We start from the raw sequence: 22,915 nt of genomic DNA, 5'->3' as shown, positions 1-22,915 counted from the left end.
TCGTCCGATGCAGCCGCTTCCCTTTCGCCCGCATGAACCTGTCGCCCCGGCCTACCGGCGCGGCTGGGTCGACGAGGCCGTAGCTGCGATCGAAGCCGACCAGTGCCGCACGGCCGACACCCACCTGATCCGGCTGATCGTGCCGGCGCTGGCGGGCATCGACCTCTATCTGAAAGACGAGTCCACGCATCCGACCGGCAGCCTGAAGCACCGGCTGGCGCGCTCGCTGTTCCTCTATGCCCTCTGCAACGGCCATATCCACGAAGGTACGCCCGTTGTGGAGGCGTCATCGGGCTCGACCGCGGTGTCGGAGGCGTATTTCGCGCAGATGATCGGCGTGCCCTTTTACGCCGTGATGCCGCGCACGACCTCGGCGGAAAAGATCGCCGCGATTGAGCATTATGGCGGCAATTGCCATCTGATCGACGACGGCCGCGCGCTCTATGCGGAGGCTGCCGCGCTCGCGACCCGGCTGAGCGGCCATTACATGGACCAGTTCACCTTCGCCGAGCGCGCCACCGACTGGCGCGGCAACAACAACATCGCCGAATCGATCTTCACCCAGCTGAAGGGCGAGCCGCACCCGCTGCCGGACTGGATCGTGATGGGGGCGGGCACCGGCGGCACCTCGGCCACGATCGGCCGCTATTTGCGCTATCGCCAATATCCGACGCGGCTGTGCGTCGCCGATGTCGAGCATTCCGCGTTCTTCGACTGCTTCCGCTCGCAGGACCGCTCCCATCTCTGCGAACGTCCCTCGCTGATCGAAGGCGTCGGCCGTCCCCGGTGCGAGCCGTCGTTCGTGCCGGGCGTGGTCGACCGCATGATGAAGATTCCGGATGCGGTCACGATTGCCGCGATGAACGTTTTGTCGCGCCGGCTGCGGCGTGCGGTCGGCGGCTCTACCGGCACCAATTTCCTGGCGCTGTGCCGGCTCGCCTCGGAGATGCGCAAGGCAGGCCAGACGGGATCGCTGGTGACGCTGATCTGCGATTCCGGCGAGCGTTACCGGCAGACCTATTATGAGCCCGCCTGGCTCGCCGCGCGCGGTCTCGATCCGGCGCCGTTCGAGGCGGCCTTGTCGTCGTTCCTCGACACCGCGCAGCCACTGGCGCTCGCGGTCGACGATATCGTCAATCCGCAGAGCCCATGACGCCCCGAAGGCTTCAGATCGGCGCCCCTCTGCCATTTGCGAAATTGCACGGTCGTCACGGCAACTTCACTTGCCTTGCGCGCGCATGCGGGCGAGCTTTCCATCTTCTCAACGAGGAGATCCTGCCGTGCGCCTTCCCATTCTCGATCCGAAAGAGCTGAGCGACGAACAGAAGCCGCTTTATGCCGACATGCAAGCCGGCATCAAGGACCACTTCAAGGGCTTTGTGAACATGCGCGACGACGGCGCGCTGCTCGGCCCCTGGAATCCCTGGGTCCGCGAGCCGCGCTTCGGCAAGCCGGTGTGGGAGCTGGTCAAGGCGATCGCGTCGAACCCGCTGCTGCCGGCGCCGGTGCGCGAGGTCGCGATCCTCGTCACCGGTTCGCATTTCCGCTCCGGCTACGAGCTCTATGCCCATGTGCTGGTCGCCGAGCAGCGCGGCCTCTCCGACGAGAAGCTTGCGACCATCGTCGCGGGACAGCGGCCGGTCGATCTGACCAAGCAGGAAGCGGTTGCCTACGACATGGCGTCTGCGCTGGTCAGCGGCGGCGTGTTGCCCGAGCTGACCTATCGGGCTGCGGTGAAAGAATTCGGCGAGCACGGCGCGGCCGAGCTGTCCTATCTCGTCGGGGTCTATTGCATGGTCTCGGTCACGCTGAATACGTTCGACGTGCCGGTGCCGGAGTAGCCGGTACCCTAGTGGCGCACGGCATAAAGCGGCGTGCGCAGCGTCATCTGGTAGGACGGCTTCGGCATCCACGCGATCTGTGCGGTGATGCCGAACAGGCGGTTGTCATTGTCATCCATGCGGTCGAGGTCGAGGCGCAAGATCGGCTGGGTGAACGGCTCCGCAAGCGTCCGGCCTGCGAGCTGCGCACCGCCGAACGACTGCACACCGAGGCGCCCGGTGAATTTCCAGTTGCTCGGCCATTGGTAATAGCCGCCGGCGTAGAGGATTGTGTTCGGCCTGATCCGGGCAACAAGGCTGGCAATGTCGGTGTGGGTGTATTGCACGCCGGCGAGCCAGCCGCGCGTCTCGTCCTTGTCGAGCGCGTAGTCGAATTCCAGGATGTTGTTGAACGAATTCGTCATGCCCTGCTCGTTCGGCACCGATTGGGTCAGCGTGGATTGCAACGTGATCGTCGGGATCCTGCCGCCGTTCTGCTGGTAGAGGTCGGCCTGCACGCCGATGTTCCAACTGGTGATGTCGAATGTCGACCAGCCGCCGCCGATATCCGTCGTCGAACCTGATACACCGCCATAGAGCGATACGCGATCGCTGACGTCCACGGTCAGCGGCAGGTCGACGGTGATCGATTTCGCGGCCGGCAAGCCGTTCGGCAGCGTCGCGCCGCGTTGTGCCGCCAGCGCTTCGAACGCGGCCGAGAGCGAGGTGTTGCCGAAGCCGAGCCCGAGCGTGCCCGCAGGGATCGTTGCATAGGTCGTGCGAAGATCGAGGTAGATGTTCGGGACGACGGACTTTGCCGCCGTGTCCTCGTCCCCATCGGCGGCGTAGACAGCGCCCGCCGGGATCGTCAGACACAGCAGTCCTGTTGCGACAGCGCGCAAGACCGAGTCGGACGTTGGGCTGCGGTGGGACACGTGACAATCCGACGCGTGGCGATCTGGTGACGGAACCGCCCGCTAGATGGAACGTGATCGTTCGTGTGGTCAAGGTCTATCTGCGGACCATGGACGATGCGCATGCGCGCGGTTACCCTGCCGTGATCGCGCTGACACACACTCGCCCGCCACAGTGCAGGCCGGACAATGGAGGACGACAGCGATGAACACGTCACGCCGCATCTTGCTTGCCGGACTAGCGGGGCTCGCCGTGGCTCCATCCGCAGCCCCCGTCTTCGCTGCGACACAAGCGGACCACGGCGCGACGGTGGCCGAAGAACGCTTTGCCCGCACGATCGCCGCAGCACATGCGCCTGATATCGCCTGCGCGCACCAGGCCGAGCGTTACGCCGACGCGCATTGGCGCGAGTATCTTGTGGCGGCGCGCGCTGTGCTCGACGCACGGGCGTAGTCGCGCCTCATTTCTCCACCGCGCGCCTGACCTGCTCGCCGATCTGCGACAGCACGAGCTGCGCCTGCGGCAGGATCGCACCCATGGCGTGGAAATTGTGGACCATGCCGTCATGGCAGACGTGCTCGACCGCGACGCCCGCGGCGAGCAGCTTGCGCGCGTAGGCATTGCCCTCGTCGCGCATCGGGTCGAACTCGGCGGTGTGGATGATTGCGGTCGGCAGGCCTGAGAGACGCGTCGCGCGCAGTGGGGAGATGCGGGGATCGGCGGCATCCAGGCCCTCGGGCAGGTAATCTGACAGATCGGCCTCGATGGTGGTGCGGTCGATCAGATGTCCCTCGGCGAAGGCTTCGCGCGAGGGCGAGGTCTCCTCGAAATCCAGCACCGGGCAGATCAGGCATTGTGCGACGATGGAGAGGCCGGCGCTCTGCGCCTCTTCCTGGCATACGATCGCAGCGAGCGTCGCACCGGCGGAATCGCCGCCGACCACCAGCCGATCGGCGTCGATGCCGAGAGATGAAGCTTTGCGCGCGACCCATTCGGTGGAGGCGATCGCGTCATCGACAGCAGCAGGAAATTTGTGCTCGGGCGCGAGGCGGTAGTCGACCGAAACGAGTCGACAGCCGGTCGCATGCGCCAGTGCCGCCGCGATACGGTCATGCGTCGCAATGCTGCCGGCGACGAGCCCGCCGCCATGAAAGAACACGAAGCCCGGCGCGCGCTCGCCGGCAGACGCCGGCGAATAGAGCCGATAGGGCAGCTCGCCGCCAGGGCCGGGCAACTTGCCGTCCGAGGCCGTCACATCCGGCGCCTCGGTGCGCGCGAGCTGCATCAGCTTCGCCAGCGATTGTCGCCGCGCCTCGACGCTCGGCCGGCTCCGCGCCTGCGGCGTAGCCGCAGCCATCATGGTCAACAAGCGCTTTGCGAGCGGATCGAGCGGCATGGCAAACTCCGTGAAGTGCCTGACACTATAACCTCCCGGTATGCGAGAGTTGGTGCTTCCCGGCAGCAAATCGTTTAGAAATTGGGACAATAGTGCCCGGATATTTTTCGAGGGGAGGCCGGTCATGGCCGAGATCAGGAAGTCGATCGAATATTCGCCGAGCTGGACCTTCTTCGAGGGCAAATGGCATGACGGCAACGTGCCGATCATGGGGCCGCGCACGCATGCGGCCTGGCTCGGCTCGGTCGTGTTCGACGGTGCGCGCGCATTCGAGGGCGTGGCGCCGGATCTCGACCGTCACGTCGCCCGCGCCAATCAATCCGCGATCAATTTTGGCCTGAAGCCGGTGGTCGATGCCGACACCTGGCTCACGCTCGCAAACGAAGGCATCGCGCGCTTTGCGCCGAACGCCGAGCTCTACGTTCGTCCGATGTACTGGGCGCAGAACGGCGCGGGCGGCGGCGTGCTGTTCGATCCTGAAACCACCAATTGGTGTCTGTGCATCTACGAGGCGCCGATGCCGAAACCGGTCGGCAGCGCGATCACGCTTTCGCCGTTCCGCAGGCCCACCGCCGAATGCGCGCCGGTCGAAGCCAAGGCCGCCTGTCTCTACCCGAACAATTCGCGGGCGCTGGCGGAAGCCGCCTCGCGCGGCTTCCAGAACGCTCTGATGCTCGACATGCTCGGCAATGTCGCGGAGTTCGGCAATTCCAACGTGTTCATGGCGAAAGACGGCGTGGTCTTCACGCCGGTGCCGAACGGCACCTTCCTCAACGGCATCACGCGCCAGCGCGTGATCGGCCTGCTCCGCGGTGACGGCGTCACCGTGGTCGAGAAGACGCTGCGCTATGCGGATTTCCTTGCCGCCGACGAGATCTTCTCCACCGGCAATTTCGCAAAGGTCGCGCCGGTGATTCGCATCGACGCGCGCGAGCTGAAGCCGGGCCCGCTCTATACCAGGGCGCGCAAGCTCTATTGGGATTTTGCGCATGCGGTGAAGCTGGCGGCCTGACGGGAGCTAGCCCCGCCGCCGAAACCGGCTGAACTGAAACGCCTGCGTCGAATGCCACGGCGTGTGGTGCGTCTCGTTGCGCGTCTCCACCAGCTCGAACTCCGGCCCGAGCTCCGCCGAAAGGCTCGTGCTGTCATGCCGCTGGACCGGCAGGCCGCTGCATTTCTCCGGGCCGTCGGGCGCGAATGTCGCGATGATCACGTGCCCGTCCGGCGCAACCGCCGACCGTAAGCGCTCGACGTAAGCGGCCCGGTCGTGCGGATCGGTCAGGAAGTGAAACGCGGCGCGATCGTGCCAGACGTCCCAGATCTTCGCCGGCCGCCATGCGGTGACGTCGGCGACGATCCAGTCGACCGTTGAGGCGGCCGCGCCGATTCGCTTCTTCGCTATGTCGAGCGCGTTGGCGGAAAGGTCCAGCACGGCGAGATTGCGCTGTCCGTCCTGAAGCAGTGCATCGACCAATCGCGATGCGCCGCCGCCGATATCGATGATGGCGGCGTCATGATTCGGGCTGGCCGCACGAATCATCTCGAGCGAGATCGCCGGGTTGTCCTGAAACCAGCTGACCTCGGCCTCGCCCTTGGTGGCGTAGACATTCTGCCAGTGCGTGGTTCGGTCAGACATGGTGGGCTCCGGCCTTGGCCGGGATGGCGGTGACGTGGCGATGCCGCAATCAATTGGTCGTTTGCGCGCCCGCGTGTACGGACGCGCCGGCGCGGACGGGAGACCCTACTCGTCCTTCTTCGACATCTTTTCGAGGCGTTCCTGCATGTCCTTCATCTGCTGGCGCAGATCGTCGATATTGGTGTCCTTGACCGGCTCGGCGCTGGCGTCCGGTTCTGGCTCCGCCGAGCCCGCGGGACGGCCTGCGGTGGGGACAAACGGCTTGAACATCGAGAAGGTCTGCTGGAACAGCTCCATGTTGCGGCGGACCTGTTCCTCCAAGGGCGCAAACGGAGTTCCGGACAGCGAGTTGGCGATCTGCTTGCGGAACTTCTCCTGCTCCTGGGTCAGCGTCGCGATCGACTGCTCCAGATATTTCGGCACCACCATCTGCATGCTGTCGCCGTAGAAGCGAATCAGCTGGCGCAGGAAGGTGGTCGGCAGCAGGTTCTGGCCCGCCTTGTTCTCCTGCTCGAAGATGATCTGGGCGAGCACGGAGCGCGTGATGTCGTCGCCGGTCTTGGCGTCGTAGACCAGGAAATCTTCGCCATCCTTGACCATGGCGGCGAGGTCTTCCAGCGTCACGTAAGTGCTCGTTCCGGTGTTATAGAGCCGGCGGTTCGCGTATTTCTTGATGGTCGTGGGTTGGTCTGATTTCGCCATGGGCTCTCACTTCAAAGACGCTGAGAACGGGAACCTGCAGGGCCAATGCCGCAGGGCGGGAAGAGTACGCAACGCAACAAAATAAGCATTTTCAAAGGGGGCACGCTACCGTTTTGTGCGGCACGGTTAATCGCACAGCAAAAACGTGCTTGCGAAATCGCCAAGAACGCTATTTTGAATGCGCTGCGGCATGAATTCGGTCGCCAGCCGATTGACATGCCGCAACGACGTTAACAGGATGCCGTTCGAGACTGGCGAGCCATTTCCCAGCCCCGTCTGCCCCCATTCAACCCCAGGAGATGCCCATGTCAGACGATGTCGTCATCGTCAGCGCCGCCCGCACCCCGGTCGGAAGCTTCAACGGAGCGTTCGCGACCCTTCCCGCCCACGATCTCGGCGCGATCGCCATCAAGGCCGCGCTGGAGCGCGGTGGCATCGAGCCCGGCCGGGTCTCCGAAGTCATCATGGGCCAGATCCTGACCGCGGCTCAGGGCCAGAACCCGGCCCGCCAGGCCTCGATCGCCGCGGGCATTCCGGTCGAGAGCCCGGCCTGGGGCGTCAACCAGCTTTGCGGCTCGGGCCTGCGCACGGTCGCGCTTGGCTACCAGGCGCTGCTCAACGGCGATTCGGAAATCGTGGTCGCTGGCGGCCAGGAATCCATGAGCATGGCTCCGCACGCCCAGTATCTGCGCGGCGGCGTCAAGATGGGCCCGGTCGAGTTCGTCGACACCATGATCAAGGACGGCCTGTGGGATGCCTTCAACGGCTACCACATGGGCAACACCGCCGAGAACGTCGCGCGGCAGTGGCAGATCACCCGCGCCCAGCAGGACGAGTTCGCGGTCGCCTCGCAGCAGAAGGCCGAGGCCGCGCAGAAGGCCGGCAAGTTCAACGACGAGATCGTCCCCGTCACCATCAAGACCCGCAAGGGCGACATCGTCGTCAGCGCCGACGAATATCCGCGCCATGGCGCAACGCTTGACGGGATGGCGAAGCTCAAGCCCGCCTTCGAGAAGGAAGGCACGGTCACCGCAGGTTCGGCCTCCGGCATCAATGACGGCGCTGCCGCCGTGGTGCTGATGACCGCGAAGCAGGCCGCCAAGGAAGGCAAGAAGCCGATCGCGCGCATCGTGTCCTGGGCGCAGGCCGGCGTCGATCCGAAGATCATGGGCTCGGGCCCGATCCCGGCCTCGCGTGCCGCGCTGAAGAAGGCCGGCTGGAGCGTTGGCGATCTCGATCTGATCGAGGCCAACGAAGCCTTTGCGGCGCAGGCCTGCGCCGTCAACAAGGACCTCGGCTGGGATACCTCCAAGGTCAACGTCAATGGCGGCGCGATTGCGATCGGCCATCCCGTCGGCGCCTCCGGCGCGCGCGTGCTGGTGACGCTGCTGCACGAGATGCAGAAGCGTGATTCGAAGAAGGGCCTCGCCACGCTGTGCATCGGCGGCGGCATGGGCATCGCGATGTGCATCGCGCGCGACTGAAGATCACTGACGCGTGCGCTGCACGCGTCAGTGAGTGCGTTGCACGCGACTAAAAAGGCGGCGGTTGCAAATCAAATATTCTTCGCAACCGCGCAAGCCTCGACTAAATACAAACGCCCGGCTCAATGCCGGGCGTTTTGTTCTTGATGTCCGTCAAAGCAACCGCATAATCCGTACCTAAAAACGATCGCTCAGAAACGTCCGAAGAGTCCAAGGGAAGGAATACGACATGGCACGAGTTGCATTGGTGACGGGTGGTACCCGGGGCATCGGAGCTGCGATCAGCAAGGCGCTGAAGGCGGCCGGCTACAAGGTCGCGGCGAGCTATGCCGGCAATGATGTGGCGGCGGAGAAGTTCAAGGCCGAGACCGGCATCGCCGTCTACAAATGGGACGTCAGCAATTTCGATGCCTGCGCCGAAGGCGTGAAGAAGGTCGAGGCCGAGCTCGGCCCGGTCGATGTGCTCGTCAACAATGCCGGCATCACCCGGGACACCGCCTTCCACAAGATGACGCTCGAGCAGTGGAACGCGGTGATCAACACCAATCTCGGCTCGCTGTTCAACATGACCCGCCAGGTGATCGAGGGCATGCGTGCGCGCAAGTTCGGCCGCGTCATCTCGATCTCGTCGATCAACGGCCAGAAGGGCCAGTTCGGCCAGGTCAATTATTCCGCGGCGAAGGCCGGCGACATTGGCTTCACCAAGGCGCTCGCAATCGAGAACGCCAAGGGCGGCATCACGGTCAACGCCATTGCGCCTGGCTATATCAACACCGAGATGGTGCAGGCCGTGCCGAAGGACGTGTTGGAGAAGAACGTGATCCCGCAGATCCCGGTCAACCGGCTCGGCGAGCCCGAAGAGATCGCGCGCGCGGTCGTATTCCTGGCGGCCGACGAGGCTGGCTTCATCACCGGCTCGACCTTGACCATCAATGGCGGTCAGTATCACGCCTGATATGGCGTCAAGCCTGTAGCGTTGGGCGTGACAAGGCGATAGTGAAGACGAACATGCCCGGCCTCGTGCCGGGCATCATCGTCCTCAGAGCCTTTGATTCATGACCCCGCGCACCGCCACACTGATCGGACTGACCGCGATCCTGATGTGGTCGCTGTTGTCAGTGATGACGGTGGCGACCGGAAAGATCCCCGCGTTCCAGCTTGCGGCGATGACCTTTGCGATCGGCGGTCTCGTCGGCCTGCTCACCTGGATCGGCCGCGGCGACGCCGCGAAAAGCCTGCGTCAGCCGCTCATCGTATGGCTCGTCGGCGTTGGCGGCCTGTTCGGCTATCACGCGCTGTATTTCCTCGCGCTGCGCTTCGCGCCGCCGGCCGAAGCCGGCCTTCTGAACTACATGTGGCCGCTGCTGATCGTGCTGTTCTCGTCGTTCCTGCCGGGCGAGCGGCTCGCCGCGCATCACGTCATTGGCGCCGTGCTCGGCCTCGTCGGCACCGTGCTGCTGTTTGCCGGCAATACCTCCGGCTTCGCGCCGGGCGCGGTGCCGGGATTGGTCGCGGCATTCGTCGCCGCCTTCGTCTGGGCGACTTATTCGGTGCTGTCGCGGCGATTGAAGGCGGTGCCGACCGATGCGGTCGCGGGCTTCTGCCTCGCCACGTCAGTGCTCGCCGCGCTGATGCATTGTCTGCTTGAAACGACGGTGTGGCCCGAGACGAATTTGCAGTGGCTCGCGGTGATCGCACTCGGCGTCGGTCCCGTCGGCGCTGCCTTCTACGCCTGGGACATCGGCATGAAACGAGGCGATATCCGCGTGCTCGGCGCCGCCTCCTACGCGACGCCGCTGCTCTCGACCGGCTTTCTCATCGCCGCCGGATTTGCCAAAGCCAGCGCCAGCATTGCGATTGCCGCAATCCTGATCGCCGGCGGCGGCCTGATTGCGGCAAAGGACATGGTGCTGCGGAAGCGATGAGGCGCATCAAAGCGCCGGCTGCCAGCCCAACGGGCGGTACTTCGCTTCCGGTATCTGTCCGAGCTCTGAGCGCCGCAAACGTTGCGGCGTCAGGCCATAGAATTCCTGGAAGCTGAGGATCAGCGGCCGCCATTTGTCGGGATCGATGCGGTTGTCCACGCCGTCCATCATGATGTCGGGATGCGCATGAACACGGGTGATCCGGAGCTCGATCGCCACGAGACGGCTGCGCCAGACTGCATCGTCCTGCGCCATCCCGTGCACATGCGCGACCTTCGCTTCCATCTGCACCGGGCATTCGGCAACGCGCGGCGCACTGACTGTCTCGCCGGCTAACGCCGTCAGGTCGCTCAAGCCGAACTTGTCCTTCTCGTGCCGGTAGCCACGATAGAGTTTGCCTGGCGGCACGGGATCCGAGCCCGTGGTGCGGGCGAGACGGTCGACAGCAGCGACGAGGTCCGCAGACGGCAGATTGAGCACGCATTCGCCTGTGCGCATCATGTTCTCGGTCGTCTTGGAATTGCTTGCGAGCCCGAGCATGCAACGCCATCCCACCCACCACGCCGACGACATCGGCGCGAGATTGTAGGTGTCGTCGTCATTGGTCGACCCGATGAGGACGACCGGCGTTCCGAAATATAAAATGGCCGGGTCGATCTGGACGGCGGCGGGATCGAGTGTTCCATGCATCGTGCGCTCCTATTGATTGGAAGCGCAGTCCTAATGGGGGAAAGGCATCGAACCCACCCGATTCCAGATCTGGCGTTACGGCTCCCAGCCCTGCGGCGCGAGCTCGAATTTTGCGAACTCGAAGGCGGGCGCCACGGTGCAGCCGACCAGCGTCCATTCGCCGGTGGTCTCCGCCATCTGCCACGCATCCGCCGGGACGATGGCCTGCGGCCGCTCGCCGCTCACGAGGTCCGTGCCGAGCCGCACCTCGTGCTGGGAGCAGCCCTCATGCGCGATGCGCAGCATCAAGGGGCTTCCGGCATAGTAATGCCAGGTCTCGACCGCATCGATGCGATGCCAGTGCGAGCGCTCGCCGCGCGCGAGCAGGAAGTAGATGAGGGTCGAGCGCGAGCGGCCATTGGCGTCGGTGGTCTGGTCGCGAAAGGTCTCGCGATAATGTCCGCCCTCGGGGTGCGGGCGGAGCTCAAGGCGCGCGATGATCTCGGCTGCAGTCGGCATCGATCCCCGTCAGGACTTGGTCTTCAGGACTCGGTCTTCAGGACTTGTGCTTCAGGACCTGTGCTTCAGGACTTGTTTTTGCGCTCGCGCAGCTCGCCGAACACCGCAGCGGCATCCGCGCCCTTCATGTGTAGCCTGGCTGCGACCGACGGTTCATCGGCGCGCAGGAACACGTTTGCTCGCTTCTCATCACCAAGCAGTGAGGGAATGGTCGGCTTGTTCTCTGCCCGCAGCCTCGTCACTTCCGCCGCGCGCGCCTGGAGCGCTGCGTTATCGGGATCGACGGTCAGCGCGAACTTGACGTTGGACGCCGTATATTCGTGGCCGCAATAGAGCTTGAAGTCGTCGGGCAGGGCGCGCAGCTTCAACAGCGAGTCCCACATCATCGGGTAACTGCCCTCGAACACGCGGCCGCAGCCGATCGAGAACAGCGTGTCGGCGGCGAACAGGGTCTTCTCGGTGTCGAACACGTAGGAGATATGGTCGAGTGTATGGCCGGGCGTTTCCAGCACACGCCCGAGCAGCGTGCCGACCTTGACCACATCGGCATTGGCGACGCGCAGGTCGACGTCTGCGATCTTTGTCGTCTTGTCATGCGGCGCGACGACGCGGCAATTGAATTTCTGCTTGAGTTCGGCGACGCCCCCGACATGATCGCCATGATGATGGGTGATCAGGATGTCGGTGAGCTGCCAGCCCTCGCGCTCGAGCGCCGCCAGGATCGGACCGGCCTCCGGCGCGTCGATCGACGCCGTCGCCTTGGTTTCCACATCGTGGATCAGATAACCGAAATTGTCGTTTAAACAGTTGAAAGTACGAATTTCGGCGGCCATGTCATCTCCATCGCGCTCAGCCCCGTCAGACAAATATGGCGTTAACGCTGCGCAGGCAATGCAATATTCCGCGCGCAGCCGCCGCCTTGTGCATGTTACATTGCCGTCATGACCATCGACGTCGTCGACCTTCGCGAGTTCTATTCCCGGCGCCTCGGCATCGTGGCACGGCAGATGATCAATCGCGGCATCCGGGAGCGGTGGCCGAATGCCGATGGCCAGCGCGTGCTCGGCATCGGCTATCCGACGCCCTATCTCGGCCTGTTCCGCGAGGACGCGGAGCGCTGCATCGCCTTTATGCCGGCGGCCCAGGGCGTGTTGAAATGGCCCACTGGGCGGCCCGCGCTGGCTGCGCTGGTCGATGAGTTCTCGCTGCCGCTTCCCGACGCCGCGGTCGACCGCATCCTGCTGGTCCATGCGCTCGAGATGTCGGACGACCCGGCCGCGCTGCTGCGGGAGGTCTGGCGGGTGCTGTCGCCGTCCGGCCGCGTCATGGCGGTGATCCCGAACCGGCGCGGCGTATGGACGCGCAGCGACAACACCCCGTTCGGCCATGGCCGTCCCTATTCGCGCTCGCAGATCACGGACCTGTTGCGCCAGACCTGGTTCACGCCGACCGGCTGGGGCGAGGCCTTGTTCATGCCGCCTTATGCGGGCCGCTGGGTGCTGAAATCGGCGCAGATGTGGGAGCGTGCCGGTGCTGCGCTGTCGCTGCCGTTTGCCGGCGTCCACATCGTCGAAGCGACCAAGCAGGTCTATCGCGCGATCCCCGCCAAGCGCGAACGGGCGCGGCTGATTCCGTCTTTGAAGCCGGTGCTGGTGCCGTCCTCGACGGTGACGCGGACCTGAAAACAAATCGTCCCGGCGAGGCCGGGACGATGCAGTTCATAAAATCAGGACAAGCGTTCCGGCTTACTCGCTGGGGGCGAGATCGTCGCCGGAAGCGGCAGGAGCTGCCTCGCGCTCGGGGCGCGGGCCGTTATGCGGCCGGCGGCGCCGCCGCGGAAAACGCTCGCCACCGCCGCCATTGCCACCTTCGAGGCTGCCCGGAGTGCCGCTTGCCTGTGGCTGCGCGCCGGTGATGAACGACGGCAGGCGGTCGACATTGCCGGCGTCGGCGACGACAGGCTGCGGCTGGTTCGGCGGTTGCGGCTGGTGCTGCTGATATTGCGGTTGCGGACGATGGTCGCGTTCGCGGTGCTCGCGCGGCTGCTGCTGGTCGCGAACATAGGGCTGCTGGTTATTGTCGCGCTGCTGATAGTCGCGATTGTGATCGCGCTGGCCGTCACGCTGATAGGGCTGTTGCTGCTGCGGCGGCTGCGGAACAAAGCCTGGCTCCTGGCCGAAATTCGAGAAGTTCTCGCCGTCGTCCTCGCCGTCGTCGCTGCTGGTGCTGATGGGCTCGTCGCCGCGCGGCTGCTGATTCTGGCGGAACTGTTCCTGCGCCGCCGCGATCAGGCGGAAATAATGCTCGGCATGCTGGTAGTAGTTTTCGGCGGCGACCGGATCGCCGGAGGAGCGCGCGTCACGCGCCAGCTGGAGATATTTCTCGGCGATGTGGGAGGCGGTGCCGCGGATCTTGATGTCGGGGCCGTTCGATTCGTAGACCCGGGTCATCGGGTTCTGGCCGCGCCGGTTATTGTTGTTGTTGTTATTATTATTGTTGCGGTTGCGCATCCGCTGCTTGTTCTGACCGTTTCTCATGTCCTGCCTTTAATTACAGCCCTAAAGGTTGCACGCACTACTGATTGCCACGAGTGACCTGATGACAGCGGTTCACATGCCCCACGCGCACCGCGCGCAAGAGCGGATTAAACCCTGCCGATGTTCGTCGACCGTCGCGTTCAACAAAGACGCGTTCCCCACCGCCAGCATTCATTGCCAGCGAACCCATTCATATCGCTTGCCGAAACAAGCCCTGCTTTGTTGCGTAAGTCTTCAAGCGCAATATCAGGCTTTCGTTCACGTTGCGGTCGGAAAGCAGCGTACCTCAATGGGCCATCGCGCTTAACAGGACCTGCGGCTTGGAACCTTAAATCAGTGAAGCTCTCGCCTGAGAGCCCGGCTTTCGCCCGTAGGTCTACGGGGCCGACACCGATGTGCTGATCGGAAGGTAGTCGTTCCCAGGGGATATTCCAAGAGGTTTTTTAGAGCCCAATCCGGCTTTTATCGGGGCATTTTTCGGGCCGAGACCGCCCTGGGAATGCCCGCCAGGTCGGCCTTGGGCGGCGTGTCGATCGATAACGCGGCCGCCGCCATCAAGGTCTGGATATCGCCGGCCTGGCCCTGTCCGGCTTCGACGATCAGGGTGCCGCCGGGCACGAGCCGTTCGGCCGCCTGCGGAATCAGCGCGCGGTAGGCGTCATAGCCGTCATTTCCGCCGTCGAGTGCCAGATGCGGATCGTGCTCGCGCACCTCGACGCTCAGTTTCGGAATTTCCCCGGCAGGAACATAGGGCGGGTTCGACACGATCAGATCGAACGGGCCATGAAGCGCCGACGCATAGGAGCAGGCGACGAACGCCGCGCGATCGGCAAGGCCGAGGGCGGCGGCATTGCCTTTTGCTGTGCCAAGCGCAGTGAGGCTGAGATCGGTGCCGACGCCGAAAGCATCCGGAATCTCGTGCAGCAGTGCGAGCAGGATCGCGCCTGATCCGGTGCCGATATCAGCAATACGTAGGCCCTGTCCCGCGGTCGTGCGTTCACGAAAAATCTCGAGCGCCAGCTCCACCACGGTCTCTGTGTCCGGCCGCGGCACCAGCGTCGCCTCGGAGAGGCGGAACGGCAGGCCCCAGAATTCCCGCGTGCCGAGAATGCGGGCGACCGGCTCATGTGCAAGCCTTCGCTGCGCATATGCTTCGAGCCGCGCAGCCTCCTCGGGTGTGAGATGTCGTGCCGCCTGCGCGATCAGGCCGGTCAGATCGAGCCCCAGCGCGGCGCCGACGAGAAGGCGCGCATCGAGAGACGGCTCTTCGATGCCGGCCGATTGCAGCCGCGCCACGAGCGCGCGCCGCGCACTCTCGATGCTGTGTCCGGAATCGAAACCTGTCGCCAATGGAGCCATCCTGCCTGGCATCGTGGATAGATCGGCGGCATTGCTTGCGTCAACGGAAAGCAGCGCGTTTGATCGCTCTGCGCAGCCGAGGAGGGCATCCATGACGGCCTATGACGATCAGAACGTGTTCGCAAAGATCCTGCGCGGCGAGATTCCCTGTTTCGAGGTGTTCAGGGATGACCGCAGCTTCGCCTTTCTGGACATCATGCCGCGCTCGCCGGGGCACACGCTGGTCATCCCGAGGGCGCCGGCGCGCGGTATTCTCGACATTGCGGATGACGATCTCGCCGCGGTGGCGCGAACCGCCAAACGGATCGCGATTGCGGCGATGAAGGCGTTCGACGCGGAAGGGATTATCCTGCAGCAGTTCAGCGAGCCGGCCAGCGGGCAGGTGGTCTTTCACCTGCACCTGCATGTCATGCCGGTCTGGGCTGGCGTCGAGCTGCTACCGGCGCAGACGCGCAAGGAGGAGATGGCCGTGCTCGCCGGTCATGCCAAGCGGATGATCGCGGCAATTGGTGGCTGATGAGCGACTGACTAGACGCCGAGATAGCGCTGCAGCAGCTCCGGCTGGGCCTTGAGCTCCTGCGCCGGCCCCTCGTGGACGATGTGGCCGTTATTGATGATGTAGATCCGCGTCGCCAGTGCCAGCGTTGCCGCCAGATTCTGCTCGACCAGCACGATGGTCTGGCCGGCGGCCGCGAGCTCGCGACAGGCCTTGACGAGATCGTGGACGATGACGGGCGCCAATCCTTCGAACGGCTCGTCCAGCAGCACGATCTTGGGATCGCGCACCAGCGCCCGCGCAATCGCGAGCATCTGTTGCTCGCCGCCGGAGAGCTCGGTGCCGCGATTGCTGCGCCGCTCCTTCAGTCGCGGGAACATCTCGTAGATGCGACCGAGCGGCCAGCGTTTCGGGGCGGTGATGCCGGCGAGGACGATGTTCTCCTCCACCGACAGGCTGCCGAAGATGCGGCGTTCCTCGTGCACGAGCTGCATGCCCGCTTGCGCGATCTTGTGGCTCCTGCGGCCGGCGATATCGGTGCCGTCGAACTTCACGCTGCCGCTGCGTGGCGTCACGACGCCCATCAGGCTTTTCAGCGTGGTGCTCTTGCCGGCGCCGTTGCGGCCAAGCAGCGCCACCACCTCGTGACGTTCGACATGCATGGCGACGTCGAACAGGATGTGGGAATCCCCGTAATAGCTGTTCAGGCCGTTGACCTCGATCAGGCTCATGCGGCGATCTCTCCGTGCACGCCGCCGAGATAGGCTTCCTGCACTGCGGCGTTGGTCTTGATTTCCTCAGGCGTGCCGGAGACCAGCACGCGACCCTCCTGCAGCACGGTCACGCGCTCGACCAGCTCGAACAGCGAATCCATGTCGTGATCGATGATGATCATGGTGCGGCCACGCGCGATCGATTTGAGCAGCTTGACGGTCTCGACCCGCTCGCGCGGGCTCATGCCGGCCAACGGCTCGTCGAGCAGCAGCAGGCGCGGCGATGTTGCGAGCGCAAGGCCGATCTCCAGCCTGCGTTTCTCGCCATAGGCGAGCTCGGACACGGGCGTGTCGGCACGGCGGGTCAGGTTCACCAGAGCGAGCGTGTGCTCGACCTGCTCCGTCAGGCCCTTGACGCCGGAGAGCGTGCGGAACAGGTCGAGCCGGAATTTTCCGCGCAGCTCCGCGAGGGCGGCGATCGTCAGGTTCTGCCGCACCGTCAGGCCCGTGAAGAGCTGGTTGACCTGATAGCTCTTGGTCAATCCGAGCTGGCATACTTCAGTGACCTTCAAGCCGGTGATGTCGCGGCCTCCGAACACAATCTGACCCGAGGTCGGCGGGATCTCGCAGGTCAGCATCTTGAAGAAGGTGGATTTGCCGGCTCCGTTGGGGCCGATGATGCCGCGCAGCTCGCCCTGATTGACGCTGAAGTCGATGTCGCTGTTGGCAACGAGGCCGCCGTAGCGCTTGGTGAGACCAGTGGCTTTCAGGACCGGCCCGGAATAGGCGGGATGCTCGACCTTCCTGGCCTGCATCGGCGCCGGGGCAGGTGGCTGCGTGACTTCAGCATCCGGCTCCGCTTCCGTCCGCTTATGCTTGCCGAACACGAGGCCGTAGAGATCGACGATGCCGCCGACGATGCCGCCGCGCAGGAAGCAGACCAGCAGCACGAACACGACGCCGAGCACGAGCTTCCAGGCCGCTCCCAAGCCGAGCGCGGACTGGAGGAAATCCTGCAGGAACAGCCACACGGTTGCGCCGACCAGCGGGCCGAACAGCGTGCCCCTTCCGCCGATGGCGGTCTGCATCACGAGCTGGCCGGAGGTGTCGAAGGTGAAGGCGTCGGGCGGCATGAAGGCCTGGAGCACGCCGAGCAGGCCGCCGGCGAAGCCCGCGTAAGCGGCGGCGATGACGAAGGCGGTCAGCTTGTAGCCGTGGATGTTGTGGCCGACGGCGCTGGCGCGCAGCGGATTGTCCCGGATCGCGCTCAGGATCGCGCCGACCGGTGAGCGCACGATCCTGAGCGCGATGATGATGCCGATGAAATAGCACAGCGCGATGAACTGATAGAGCGACCAGCCATCGGTGAAGTGGATGGTGGTGAAGCCGAGATTGAAGCTCGGGGCCGGCACGCCCGGCAGGCCATTCTCGCCGCCGGTGAAATCCGAGAGCGGATTGAACTCGACGAAGAAGAACACTTCCGCGATCGCCACCGTGATCATGGCGAAGTAGATGCCGGTGCGGCGCAGCGCAATCAGGCCGATCAGATAGCCGGTCGCCGCTGCCGCGATCATGCCGATGACCAGCGCGCCGAGCACGTTGCTGAAGCCGGCGCGGGTCAGGAGGTAAGCGGCAACGAAGCCGCCGGTGCCGTAAAAGGCGGACTGTCCGAACGACAGCAGGCCGGTGAAGCCGAACAGGATGTCGAAGCCGAGGCCGAACAGGCCCCAGACCAGGATCCGGTTCACCGTGTTCGGCGCAAAGCCGAGATGAGGCAGCACGAAGGGAGCCACGATCAGGCCGATAGCCGTCAATGTCTCGATCAGGAACGGGCGTTGCTTGAGCATCAGCGGATCACTTACTCGCGGCCCGGGACGCCGAGCAGGCCATGCGGTCGCACCACGAGCACGAGCGTCATCGCCGCAAACAGCATCACATAGGCGTAACCGGGGTTGAACATGGAGGTGACACTGATGATCTCGCCGGCGATCAGGCCGCCAAGGATCGCGCCGGGGAACGAGCCGACGCCGCCGATCACCACCACCACGAAGGTCTGAACCAGGATGTCGTCGCCGATGCCCGGCGTCAGCGACACCACCGGCGCGTTGACGATGCCGGCGAAGCCCGCGGCCATTGCGCCGATGCCGAACACGATCATGAAGACGCGGTAGACGTTGATGCCGAGCGAATCGACCATCACCGAATCCTCGATGCCGGCGCGCACGATCATGCCGAGCCGGGTGCGGTAGAGGATGATGAACAGCGCGCCCAGTGCGACCGCGACGATGCCGACCACCGCGAGGCGGTAGGTCGGATAGAACATGAAGCCGAGATTGGTGATGCCCTGGAACAGCGCCGGCGGCGGCACCAGCTGCGACTGGCTCGAAAAGATCAGGCGCACGAGTTCGACGAAGCAGATGCCGAGCCCGAAGGTCACCAGCAGCTGATCTTCGTGCGGGCGATGATAGAAGTGGCGGATGATGACGCGTTCCATCACGACGCCGAGCAGCATCACGAACAGCGAGCCCGCGATGACGGCGAGGATGAACGATTCCGTGTACTGGTAGGTGACGAAGCCGGCATAGCCGCCGATCATGAACATCGCGCCATGCGCGAGATTGAGCACGCCGAGCGTGCCGTAAATGATGGTCAGGCCGGAGCTGATCAGCGCAAGCAAGGCGCCGAGCGCAAGCCCGTTGAAAAGCTGCGAAACGAGATTGGGCCAACTAATCATGCAACGATCGCTGTTGTGACGCGCGATAGATATGCGTCAAAAAGGGTGACGCCGCAGGTCCAGAGGAGGCCCACGGCGTCACAGGGGTTAGCTCGGGATCAGGTGTAGTCGCCGAGATGGCAGCCGAATGCGTCCGGCTTCTGCATCAGGCCTTCACCCGGGACGATCTCGACGACGTCGTACCAGTCTTCCTTGTTCTTCATGTCCTTCTGCTGCTTGCCCTTGACGATGATCACCGGGCGAATGCACTGGTGATCCTCGGGGCGGTAATGCACGTCGCCGACGAGGGAGGGGATCGTCTCGCCCTTCTCATAGGCCTTGATCACGTCGGGCGGATTGAAGCTGCCGGCTTCCTCGCACATGCGGGCCCAGTGAGCGAAGCTGACATAGGCGTTCTCGGCGCCCCATTCCGGCTTGTAGCCGTACTTCTTCTCGAAGGTCTCGTTGAACATTTTGGCCAGCGGGAACTTGTCTTCGATCGTCCACCAATAGTCGGTCGCGGCGTAGACGCCCTGCATCAGGCCGCCGGTCTCGCGCGCGATGAACGGCACCTGGTAGGGGACGACCAGCTTCATCTTGTCGAGCACGCCGAACTGCTTGGCCTGCTGGGTCGACAGCACCGCGTCGTGACCCCAGTTGACGTTGATCAGGACGTCGGCGCCGGAGTTCGCGACGTTGAGCAGATACGAGGAATAATCGGGCGCGCCGAGCGGCGCGACCTGGTTGGTCACGGTGGTCCAGCCGGCGCTCGCCAGGAAGTCCTGCATCGATTTGGTGACGGTGTGGCCGTAGGTGTAGTCCGGCGTGAGATACGCGGCCTTCTTGCCCTTACCGAACTCCCGCACCATCACCGGGCCGATCGCCGCCGCCGCGGTCTGGCCGAAGAAATTCTGACGGACGCCGTAGCGCACGCAGTCCTTGCCGGTGGTATCGTTCGAGCCGGAAATGCCGCACACGAAGATCACATGCTCGCGCTGGGCGAGCTTGTTCAGCGCGACCGCAACGGCGCTCGACGTGCCGCCGGTGATCATGATCGCCTTGTTCTCGCTGATGAAGCGCTGCTGCGCCTGCACCGCTTCGTTCGGCTTGGCCGCAGAATCCGCGACGCCGAACTTCAGCTCCTTGCCGAGCACGCCCTTGCTGGTCTTGGGCGAGATCTTCTTGATCAGCTCATGGCCTTCATTGATGTGCTCGATCGCGAGCTGATAGCCCTTGAGCTCATCCTCGCCCTGCACGGCGTAGGTCCCGGTGCGCGGCACGGAAATTCCGATGAAGGCCGTGGAACCCGACACGCCCGCCGGATAGGAGCCGATCGCCGGCTTGTCCTCGGCTAAGGCCGGCATCGCTGGCAGCACCGTGCCGCCGATCAGGCCCGCTGTGGTCTGGAGCAGGCCACGGCGCGAAAGGCCGCGGCGGATGAGATCGTCAGTCATGGTCGTTTCCTCCGAACATCGTTCTTGTTTGCAAGCAAAACACGACTTGTCCGGCGGCAAGCCGGCCTCATAGGCCTGCCTGCGCCGGGCACGTCACATCCGCGTGTAGCTCTCGGCCATAAGCATTGCTTGTGAACGCCGTCTGTCAATTTCGTCTTTGGTCGAACGACGAAAATTATGTCGTGAAAACATATCGGAGCACGATATATATTAGCCTTTGTGAGTACGGGGCTGGCGGGTTCGGCGAGCGAGATGGCGCGGCAGACGACAGTGGCAGGTGCCCGGAAGCGACGATCCTGGCCGCGGGAGGCGGAGCGGCCTGAGGCGGCGCGGCCCGCGGAGGGCAACGACCAGCGCGCGACGCCGCAGTCCGGCGAGCCCTCCCGCACGTCCGAGCCACGCAACCGGCCGGCCGGCGAGCGGGGACCGGCCGTCGGCTCCGTTCCGGCCAAGCGCGCGCCGGCGCCGATGAAGAGACTGAGCGTGCGGGCCCAGAACGTCCTGAAGGAGCTCGCGGTCGAGCTCACCGGCGAGCAGCCGCCGAAGGGCGACTGGTCGCCTTCACGCGAGCTGCTGCGCGCCCTGACGGCCGAGCGCCTCGCGACCGCGCGCAATTGCGGTCCGCATACGATACGGGAGATCGTCGACTGGGCGCAGGGCTGTGGCGTCACCATCAAGCCGGTGCTTCCGCCCTGCGGCTCGCTGTCGCAGATGTGGTCGGAGCTGATCGCCAATGCGTCGGCCGGCGCCTTGACCAGTGCGGAGATCGCCGGCGCGCTGCAGCGCTCGATCCGGCGGAAGAGCGTCCGCATCCCGATCGCATTTCAGGTCATCCTGGTGAAGATCCTGTTGTCCAGCTTCGAATAGGCGGTCGGATAGCTGTGCATCCGTGACACCGGCCGGTTGGTCCGGCTGCGGCCGCTTGCTACTTTAGACTATGTCTCCCGCGACGCGGGGCGGCATGGTCGAGGTGGCATGGTTCAGGCGAAGAAGGCGCAGCGGTCCAAGGTGGTGACGTCGGCCAGGCGCGCCGGCGGCGCGATGCGCGATGCCGACTACGCAGCGCTGGCGCAGTTTCGCTACCAGATCCGGAGCTTTCTGGCATTCAGCGAGGCGGCGGCTGCCGAACAGGGATTGACGCCGACGCAACACCAGGCGCTGCTTGGCATCAAGGGTTTTGTCGGCTCCGGTCCCGCGACCGTCGGTGATGTCGCGCGCTTCCTGCTGGTCCGGCATCATTCCGCTGTCGAGCTGATCGATCGATTGGCCAAGCTCGGGCTCGTCAGCCGCGGTGCCGATCCGGAGGACGCCAGGCGCGTACATCTCAAGCTGACGAAGAAGGGCGAGCAGAAGCTCCAGGCGCTCTCGCGGAAGAATCTCGAGGAACTTCGCCGTGCTGCGAGCCCGGCGCTGAGCCGTCTGTTGAAATCGTTCGGAGAGTCCAGCGAGGCCTGAGCGCCGCGCCGCCCGTCACGCTGCCGCGCCCTGCGCGGCGAGCTGTGCGGCCTGGTGCTCGGTGGTCAGCGCATCGGTCAGTTCGCCGAGCGCTTCGCCCGCGATCACCTGCGGCAGCTTGTAGAGCGTCAGATTGATGCGGTGGTCGGTGACGCGCCCTTGCGGGAAATTATAGGTGCGGATGCGCTCGCTGCGGTCGCCGGAGCCGACCTTCTCCTTGCGCTCGGCCGAGCGCGCGGCATCGAGGCGCTGCTGTTCGGCGTCGTAGATGCGCGAGCGCAGGATGTTCATGGCGGAGGCGCGATTCTTGTGCTGCGAGCGGCTGTCCTGCATCATCACCACGATGCCGGTCGGAATGTGGGTGATGCGGATCGCCGATTCGGTCTTGTTGACGTGCTGCCCACCCGCGCCTTGCGCGCGCATGGTCTCGATGCGCAGATCGTCGTTCTTGATCTCGACGTCGACCTCCTCGACTTCGGGCATCACGGCGACGGTGGCGGCCGATGTATGGATACGCCCCTGCGTCTCGGTGTCGGGCACGCGCTGCACGCGGTGGACGCCGGATTCGAACTTCAGCTTCGAGAACGCGCCGCGGCCCTGCACCTCCGCGATGATTTCCTTGTAGCCGCCGACGGTGCCTTCGCTGGCCGAGATCACCTCGACCTTCCAGCCCTGCAGGCTTGCGAAGCGTTCGTACATCCGGAACAGATCGCCGGCGAACAGCGAGGCCTCGTCGCCGCCGGTGCCGGCGCGGATTTCCAGCACGACGTTGCGGTCGTCCATGGCATCCTTGGGCAGCAGCGCGACGCGGATTTTCTGGACCAGCTCCTCGATCTTCGGCGTCAGCTCGTCGCGCTCGGCCTCGGCCATGCTGCGCATCTCGGCATCGGTCGCAGGATCGGCGATCAGCGCCTCGGTGTCGGCGAGTTCCTTGAGCGCCGACCGATAAGTCTTCACCGCCTCGATCAGCGGGGTGATCTCGGCGAGCTCACGCGTGACCTGCACGTAGCGCTCGGAAGAGAGCTGTCCCAGCGATTCGGCCTCGAGCGAGGCGTGATGCGCGAGCAGGACGTCAAGTTTGGCTTCGGGGAGTGACGACATCGGTTTGGTCTCAAAAGGCGG

The 22,915-nt window shown here is 64.6% G+C and carries 25 protein-coding genes; 11 read left to right on the top strand and 14 right to left on the bottom strand.

Going from position 1 to position 22,915, the window contains the following annotated elements:
* The first annotated feature begins 7 nt into the window (after positions 1-7).
* Together ABID59_RS35075 and ABID59_RS35070 are read left to right on the top strand one after the other, a co-directional pair.
* Complete coding sequence (locus ABID59_RS35075) at positions 8-1,153, top strand: PLP-dependent cysteine synthase family protein (RefSeq protein ID WP_354086394.1); 1,146 nt, start codon at positions 8-10, stop codon at positions 1,151-1,153.
* Positions 1,154-1,280: 127 nt separating this feature from the next.
* The gene (locus ABID59_RS35070) at positions 1,281-1,841 is read left to right on the top strand and encodes a carboxymuconolactone decarboxylase family protein (RefSeq protein ID WP_187435405.1); all 561 of its coding nucleotides are present in this window, start codon (positions 1,281-1,283) and stop codon (positions 1,839-1,841) included.
* An 8-nt stretch (positions 1,842-1,849) separates the two neighbouring features.
* Here ABID59_RS35070 and ABID59_RS35065 read toward each other — a convergent pair whose 3' ends face one another.
* Positions 1,850-2,722, bottom strand: a complete 873-nt coding sequence (locus ABID59_RS35065; RefSeq protein WP_148756474.1) for a hypothetical protein — start codon at positions 2,720-2,722, stop codon at positions 1,850-1,852.
* A 217-nt stretch (positions 2,723-2,939) separates the two neighbouring features.
* Between ABID59_RS35065 and ABID59_RS35060 the strand changes: the two genes are divergently transcribed.
* A complete protein-coding gene (locus tag ABID59_RS35060) occupies positions 2,940-3,188 on the top strand; it encodes a hypothetical protein (protein WP_148756471.1) in 249 nt (82 codons plus the stop codon).
* Positions 3,189-3,195: 7 nt separating this feature from the next.
* Here the strand turns inward: ABID59_RS35060 and ABID59_RS35055 are convergent, their stop codons facing one another.
* The gene (locus tag ABID59_RS35055) at positions 3,196-4,131 is read right to left on the bottom strand and encodes an alpha/beta hydrolase (RefSeq protein ID WP_354086393.1); all 936 of its coding nucleotides are present in this window, start codon (positions 4,129-4,131) and stop codon (positions 3,196-3,198) included.
* A gap of 124 nt (positions 4,132-4,255) precedes the next feature.
* On the opposite strand from ABID59_RS35055, the gene ABID59_RS35050 reads away from it, so the two are divergent.
* Entirely contained in the window at positions 4,256-5,143 is an 888-nt protein-coding gene (locus ABID59_RS35050) for a branched-chain amino acid aminotransferase (protein WP_354086392.1), read from the top strand.
* Positions 5,144-5,149: 6 nt separating this feature from the next.
* Here ABID59_RS35050 and ABID59_RS35045 read toward each other — a convergent pair whose 3' ends face one another.
* On the bottom strand, positions 5,150-5,767 hold the full coding sequence (locus ABID59_RS35045; RefSeq protein ID WP_354086391.1) for a class I SAM-dependent methyltransferase: 618 nt from the start codon (positions 5,765-5,767) through the stop codon (positions 5,150-5,152).
* A 105-nt stretch (positions 5,768-5,872) separates the two neighbouring features.
* Positions 5,873-6,469, bottom strand: a complete 597-nt coding sequence (gene phaR, locus ABID59_RS35040) for a polyhydroxyalkanoate synthesis repressor PhaR (protein WP_354086390.1) — start codon at positions 6,467-6,469, stop codon at positions 5,873-5,875.
* 305 nt (positions 6,470-6,774) lie between these two features.
* Between phaR and ABID59_RS35035 the strand changes: the two genes are divergently transcribed.
* From ABID59_RS35035 to yddG, 3 genes are all read left to right on the top strand, one after another.
* Positions 6,775-7,953 carry an acetyl-CoA C-acetyltransferase gene (locus ABID59_RS35035; RefSeq protein ID WP_148756466.1) on the top strand — a complete coding sequence of 393 codons (1,179 nt, stop codon included), beginning with the start codon at positions 6,775-6,777 and terminating at the stop codon, positions 7,951-7,953.
* Positions 7,954-8,182: 229 nt separating this feature from the next.
* Complete coding sequence (phbB, locus tag ABID59_RS35030) at positions 8,183-8,908, top strand: acetoacetyl-CoA reductase (RefSeq protein ID WP_085403614.1); 726 nt, start codon at positions 8,183-8,185, stop codon at positions 8,906-8,908.
* A gap of 100 nt (positions 8,909-9,008) precedes the next feature.
* The gene (yddG, locus tag ABID59_RS35025; RefSeq protein ID WP_148756465.1) at positions 9,009-9,878 is read left to right on the top strand and encodes an aromatic amino acid exporter YddG; all 870 of its coding nucleotides are present in this window, start codon (positions 9,009-9,011) and stop codon (positions 9,876-9,878) included.
* A gap of 6 nt (positions 9,879-9,884) precedes the next feature.
* Here yddG and ABID59_RS35020 read toward each other — a convergent pair whose 3' ends face one another.
* The 3 genes from ABID59_RS35020 to gloB all read right to left on the bottom strand — a co-directional run bounded on the left by ABID59_RS35020 (position 9,885) and on the right by gloB (position 11,899).
* Positions 9,885-10,568 (bottom strand): flavin reductase family protein, encoded by a 684-nt coding sequence (locus tag ABID59_RS35020; protein WP_148756464.1) that lies wholly within the window; start codon positions 10,566-10,568, stop codon positions 9,885-9,887.
* A 75-nt stretch (positions 10,569-10,643) separates the two neighbouring features.
* Positions 10,644-11,066, bottom strand: coding sequence for a cupin domain-containing protein (locus ABID59_RS35015; RefSeq protein ID WP_354086389.1), 423 nt, complete (start codon positions 11,064-11,066; stop codon positions 10,644-10,646).
* A 65-nt stretch (positions 11,067-11,131) separates the two neighbouring features.
* Positions 11,132-11,899: a hydroxyacylglutathione hydrolase gene (gene gloB, locus ABID59_RS35010; RefSeq protein ID WP_148756462.1), complete on the bottom strand. Its 768-nt coding sequence runs from the start codon at positions 11,897-11,899 to the stop codon at positions 11,132-11,134.
* 108 nt (positions 11,900-12,007) lie between these two features.
* On the opposite strand from gloB, the gene ABID59_RS35005 reads away from it, so the two are divergent.
* Positions 12,008-12,748, top strand: coding sequence for a methyltransferase domain-containing protein (locus ABID59_RS35005; protein ID WP_148756461.1), 741 nt, complete (start codon positions 12,008-12,010; stop codon positions 12,746-12,748).
* A gap of 63 nt (positions 12,749-12,811) precedes the next feature.
* Here the strand turns inward: ABID59_RS35005 and ABID59_RS35000 are convergent, their stop codons facing one another.
* Positions 12,812-13,603 (bottom strand): DUF4167 domain-containing protein, encoded by a 792-nt coding sequence (locus tag ABID59_RS35000; protein ID WP_354086388.1) that lies wholly within the window; start codon positions 13,601-13,603, stop codon positions 12,812-12,814.
* Positions 13,604-14,065: 462 nt separating this feature from the next.
* Entirely contained in the window at positions 14,066-14,962 is an 897-nt protein-coding gene (prmC, locus tag ABID59_RS34995; protein ID WP_354086387.1) for a peptide chain release factor N(5)-glutamine methyltransferase, read from the bottom strand.
* Positions 14,963-15,053: 91 nt separating this feature from the next.
* On the opposite strand from prmC, the gene ABID59_RS34990 reads away from it, so the two are divergent.
* Positions 15,054-15,479: an HIT family protein gene (locus tag ABID59_RS34990; RefSeq protein WP_354036207.1), complete on the top strand. Its 426-nt coding sequence runs from the start codon at positions 15,054-15,056 to the stop codon at positions 15,477-15,479.
* A gap of 11 nt (positions 15,480-15,490) precedes the next feature.
* On the opposite strand, the gene ABID59_RS34985 is transcribed toward ABID59_RS34990, so the two are convergent.
* The 4 genes from ABID59_RS34985 to ABID59_RS34970 all read right to left on the bottom strand — a co-directional run bounded on the left by ABID59_RS34985 (position 15,491) and on the right by ABID59_RS34970 (position 20,338).
* Positions 15,491-16,189: an ABC transporter ATP-binding protein gene (locus ABID59_RS34985; RefSeq protein ID WP_354086386.1), complete on the bottom strand. Its 699-nt coding sequence runs from the start codon at positions 16,187-16,189 to the stop codon at positions 15,491-15,493.
* Positions 16,186-18,018, bottom strand: a complete 1,833-nt coding sequence (locus tag ABID59_RS34980) for a branched-chain amino acid ABC transporter ATP-binding protein/permease (protein WP_354086385.1) — start codon at positions 18,016-18,018, stop codon at positions 16,186-16,188. Before ABID59_RS34980 ends, ABID59_RS34985 begins: the two co-directional genes overlap by 4 nt.
* 11 nt (positions 18,019-18,029) lie before the next feature.
* Entirely contained in the window at positions 18,030-18,905 is an 876-nt protein-coding gene (locus tag ABID59_RS34975; protein ID WP_148756455.1) for a branched-chain amino acid ABC transporter permease, read from the bottom strand.
* 98 nt (positions 18,906-19,003) lie between these two features.
* Positions 19,004-20,338: a substrate-binding protein gene (locus ABID59_RS34970; RefSeq protein WP_354086384.1), complete on the bottom strand. Its 1,335-nt coding sequence runs from the start codon at positions 20,336-20,338 to the stop codon at positions 19,004-19,006.
* Between the two features lie 252 nt (positions 20,339-20,590).
* Here ABID59_RS34970 and ABID59_RS34965 point away from each other — a divergent pair, with 252 nt between their 5' ends.
* Together ABID59_RS34965 and ABID59_RS34960 are read left to right on the top strand one after the other, a co-directional pair.
* A complete protein-coding gene (locus ABID59_RS34965; RefSeq protein ID WP_354086383.1) occupies positions 20,591-21,205 on the top strand; it encodes a hypothetical protein in 615 nt (204 codons plus the stop codon).
* Between the two features lie 108 nt (positions 21,206-21,313).
* Positions 21,314-21,793 carry a MarR family winged helix-turn-helix transcriptional regulator gene (locus ABID59_RS34960; RefSeq protein WP_354086382.1) on the top strand — a complete coding sequence of 160 codons (480 nt, stop codon included), beginning with the start codon at positions 21,314-21,316 and terminating at the stop codon, positions 21,791-21,793.
* Positions 21,794-21,808: 15 nt separating this feature from the next.
* Here ABID59_RS34960 and prfA read toward each other — a convergent pair whose 3' ends face one another.
* Positions 21,809-22,894: a peptide chain release factor 1 gene (gene prfA, locus ABID59_RS34955; protein ID WP_148756451.1), complete on the bottom strand. Its 1,086-nt coding sequence runs from the start codon at positions 22,892-22,894 to the stop codon at positions 21,809-21,811.
* Between the last annotated feature and the right edge of the window lie 21 nt (positions 22,895-22,915).

This window comes from Bradyrhizobium sp. S3.3.6 (assembly GCF_040546905.1).
GTDB lineage: Bacteria > Pseudomonadota > Alphaproteobacteria > Rhizobiales > Xanthobacteraceae > Bradyrhizobium > Bradyrhizobium cytisi.
The sequence above is the reverse complement of the archived record's forward strand: the minus strand, read 5'-3'. Positions and strand labels throughout refer to the sequence as shown.

Excerpts from the sequence above, each read along its gene's own strand:
- ABID59_RS35075 (WP_354086394.1), top strand. The coding sequence starts at position 8 with ATGCAGCCGCTTCCCTTTCGCCCGCATGAACCTGTCGCCCCGGCCTAC.
- ABID59_RS35060 (WP_148756471.1), top strand. The coding sequence starts at position 2,940 with ATGAACACGTCACGCCGCATCTTGCTTGCCGGACTAGCGGGGCTCGCC.
- ABID59_RS35055 (WP_354086393.1), bottom strand. The coding sequence starts at position 4,131 with ATGCCGCTCGATCCGCTCGCAAAGCGCTTGTTGACCATGATGGCTGCG.
- ABID59_RS35050 (WP_354086392.1), top strand. The coding sequence starts at position 4,256 with ATGGCCGAGATCAGGAAGTCGATCGAATATTCGCCGAGCTGGACCTTC.
- ABID59_RS35045 (WP_354086391.1), bottom strand. The coding sequence starts at position 5,767 with ATGTCTGACCGAACCACGCACTGGCAGAATGTCTACGCCACCAAGGGC.
- phaR (WP_354086390.1), bottom strand. The coding sequence starts at position 6,469 with ATGGCGAAATCAGACCAACCCACGACCATCAAGAAATACGCGAACCGC.
- ABID59_RS35035 (WP_148756466.1), top strand. The coding sequence starts at position 6,775 with ATGTCAGACGATGTCGTCATCGTCAGCGCCGCCCGCACCCCGGTCGGA.
- phbB (WP_085403614.1), top strand. The coding sequence starts at position 8,183 with ATGGCACGAGTTGCATTGGTGACGGGTGGTACCCGGGGCATCGGAGCT.
- yddG (WP_148756465.1), top strand. The coding sequence starts at position 9,009 with ATGACCCCGCGCACCGCCACACTGATCGGACTGACCGCGATCCTGATG.
- ABID59_RS35020 (WP_148756464.1), bottom strand. The coding sequence starts at position 10,568 with ATGCATGGAACACTCGATCCCGCCGCCGTCCAGATCGACCCGGCCATT.
- ABID59_RS35015 (WP_354086389.1), bottom strand. The coding sequence starts at position 11,066 with ATGCCGACTGCAGCCGAGATCATCGCGCGCCTTGAGCTCCGCCCGCAC.
- gloB (WP_148756462.1), bottom strand. The coding sequence starts at position 11,899 with ATGGCCGCCGAAATTCGTACTTTCAACTGTTTAAACGACAATTTCGGT.
- ABID59_RS35005 (WP_148756461.1), top strand. The coding sequence starts at position 12,008 with ATGACCATCGACGTCGTCGACCTTCGCGAGTTCTATTCCCGGCGCCTC.
- ABID59_RS35000 (WP_354086388.1), bottom strand. The coding sequence starts at position 13,603 with ATGAGAAACGGTCAGAACAAGCAGCGGATGCGCAACCGCAACAATAAT.
- prmC (WP_354086387.1), bottom strand. The coding sequence starts at position 14,962 with ATGGCTCCATTGGCGACAGGTTTCGATTCCGGACACAGCATCGAGAGT.
- ABID59_RS34990 (WP_354036207.1), top strand. The coding sequence starts at position 15,054 with ATGACGGCCTATGACGATCAGAACGTGTTCGCAAAGATCCTGCGCGGC.
- ABID59_RS34985 (WP_354086386.1), bottom strand. The coding sequence starts at position 16,189 with ATGAGCCTGATCGAGGTCAACGGCCTGAACAGCTATTACGGGGATTCC.
- ABID59_RS34980 (WP_354086385.1), bottom strand. The coding sequence starts at position 18,018 with ATGCTCAAGCAACGCCCGTTCCTGATCGAGACATTGACGGCTATCGGC.
- ABID59_RS34975 (WP_148756455.1), bottom strand. The coding sequence starts at position 18,905 with ATGATTAGTTGGCCCAATCTCGTTTCGCAGCTTTTCAACGGGCTTGCG.
- ABID59_RS34970 (WP_354086384.1), bottom strand. The coding sequence starts at position 20,338 with ATGACTGACGATCTCATCCGCCGCGGCCTTTCGCGCCGTGGCCTGCTC.
- ABID59_RS34965 (WP_354086383.1), top strand. The coding sequence starts at position 20,591 with ATGGCGCGGCAGACGACAGTGGCAGGTGCCCGGAAGCGACGATCCTGG.
- ABID59_RS34960 (WP_354086382.1), top strand. The coding sequence starts at position 21,314 with ATGGTTCAGGCGAAGAAGGCGCAGCGGTCCAAGGTGGTGACGTCGGCC.
- prfA (WP_148756451.1), bottom strand. The coding sequence starts at position 22,894 with ATGTCGTCACTCCCCGAAGCCAAACTTGACGTCCTGCTCGCGCATCAC.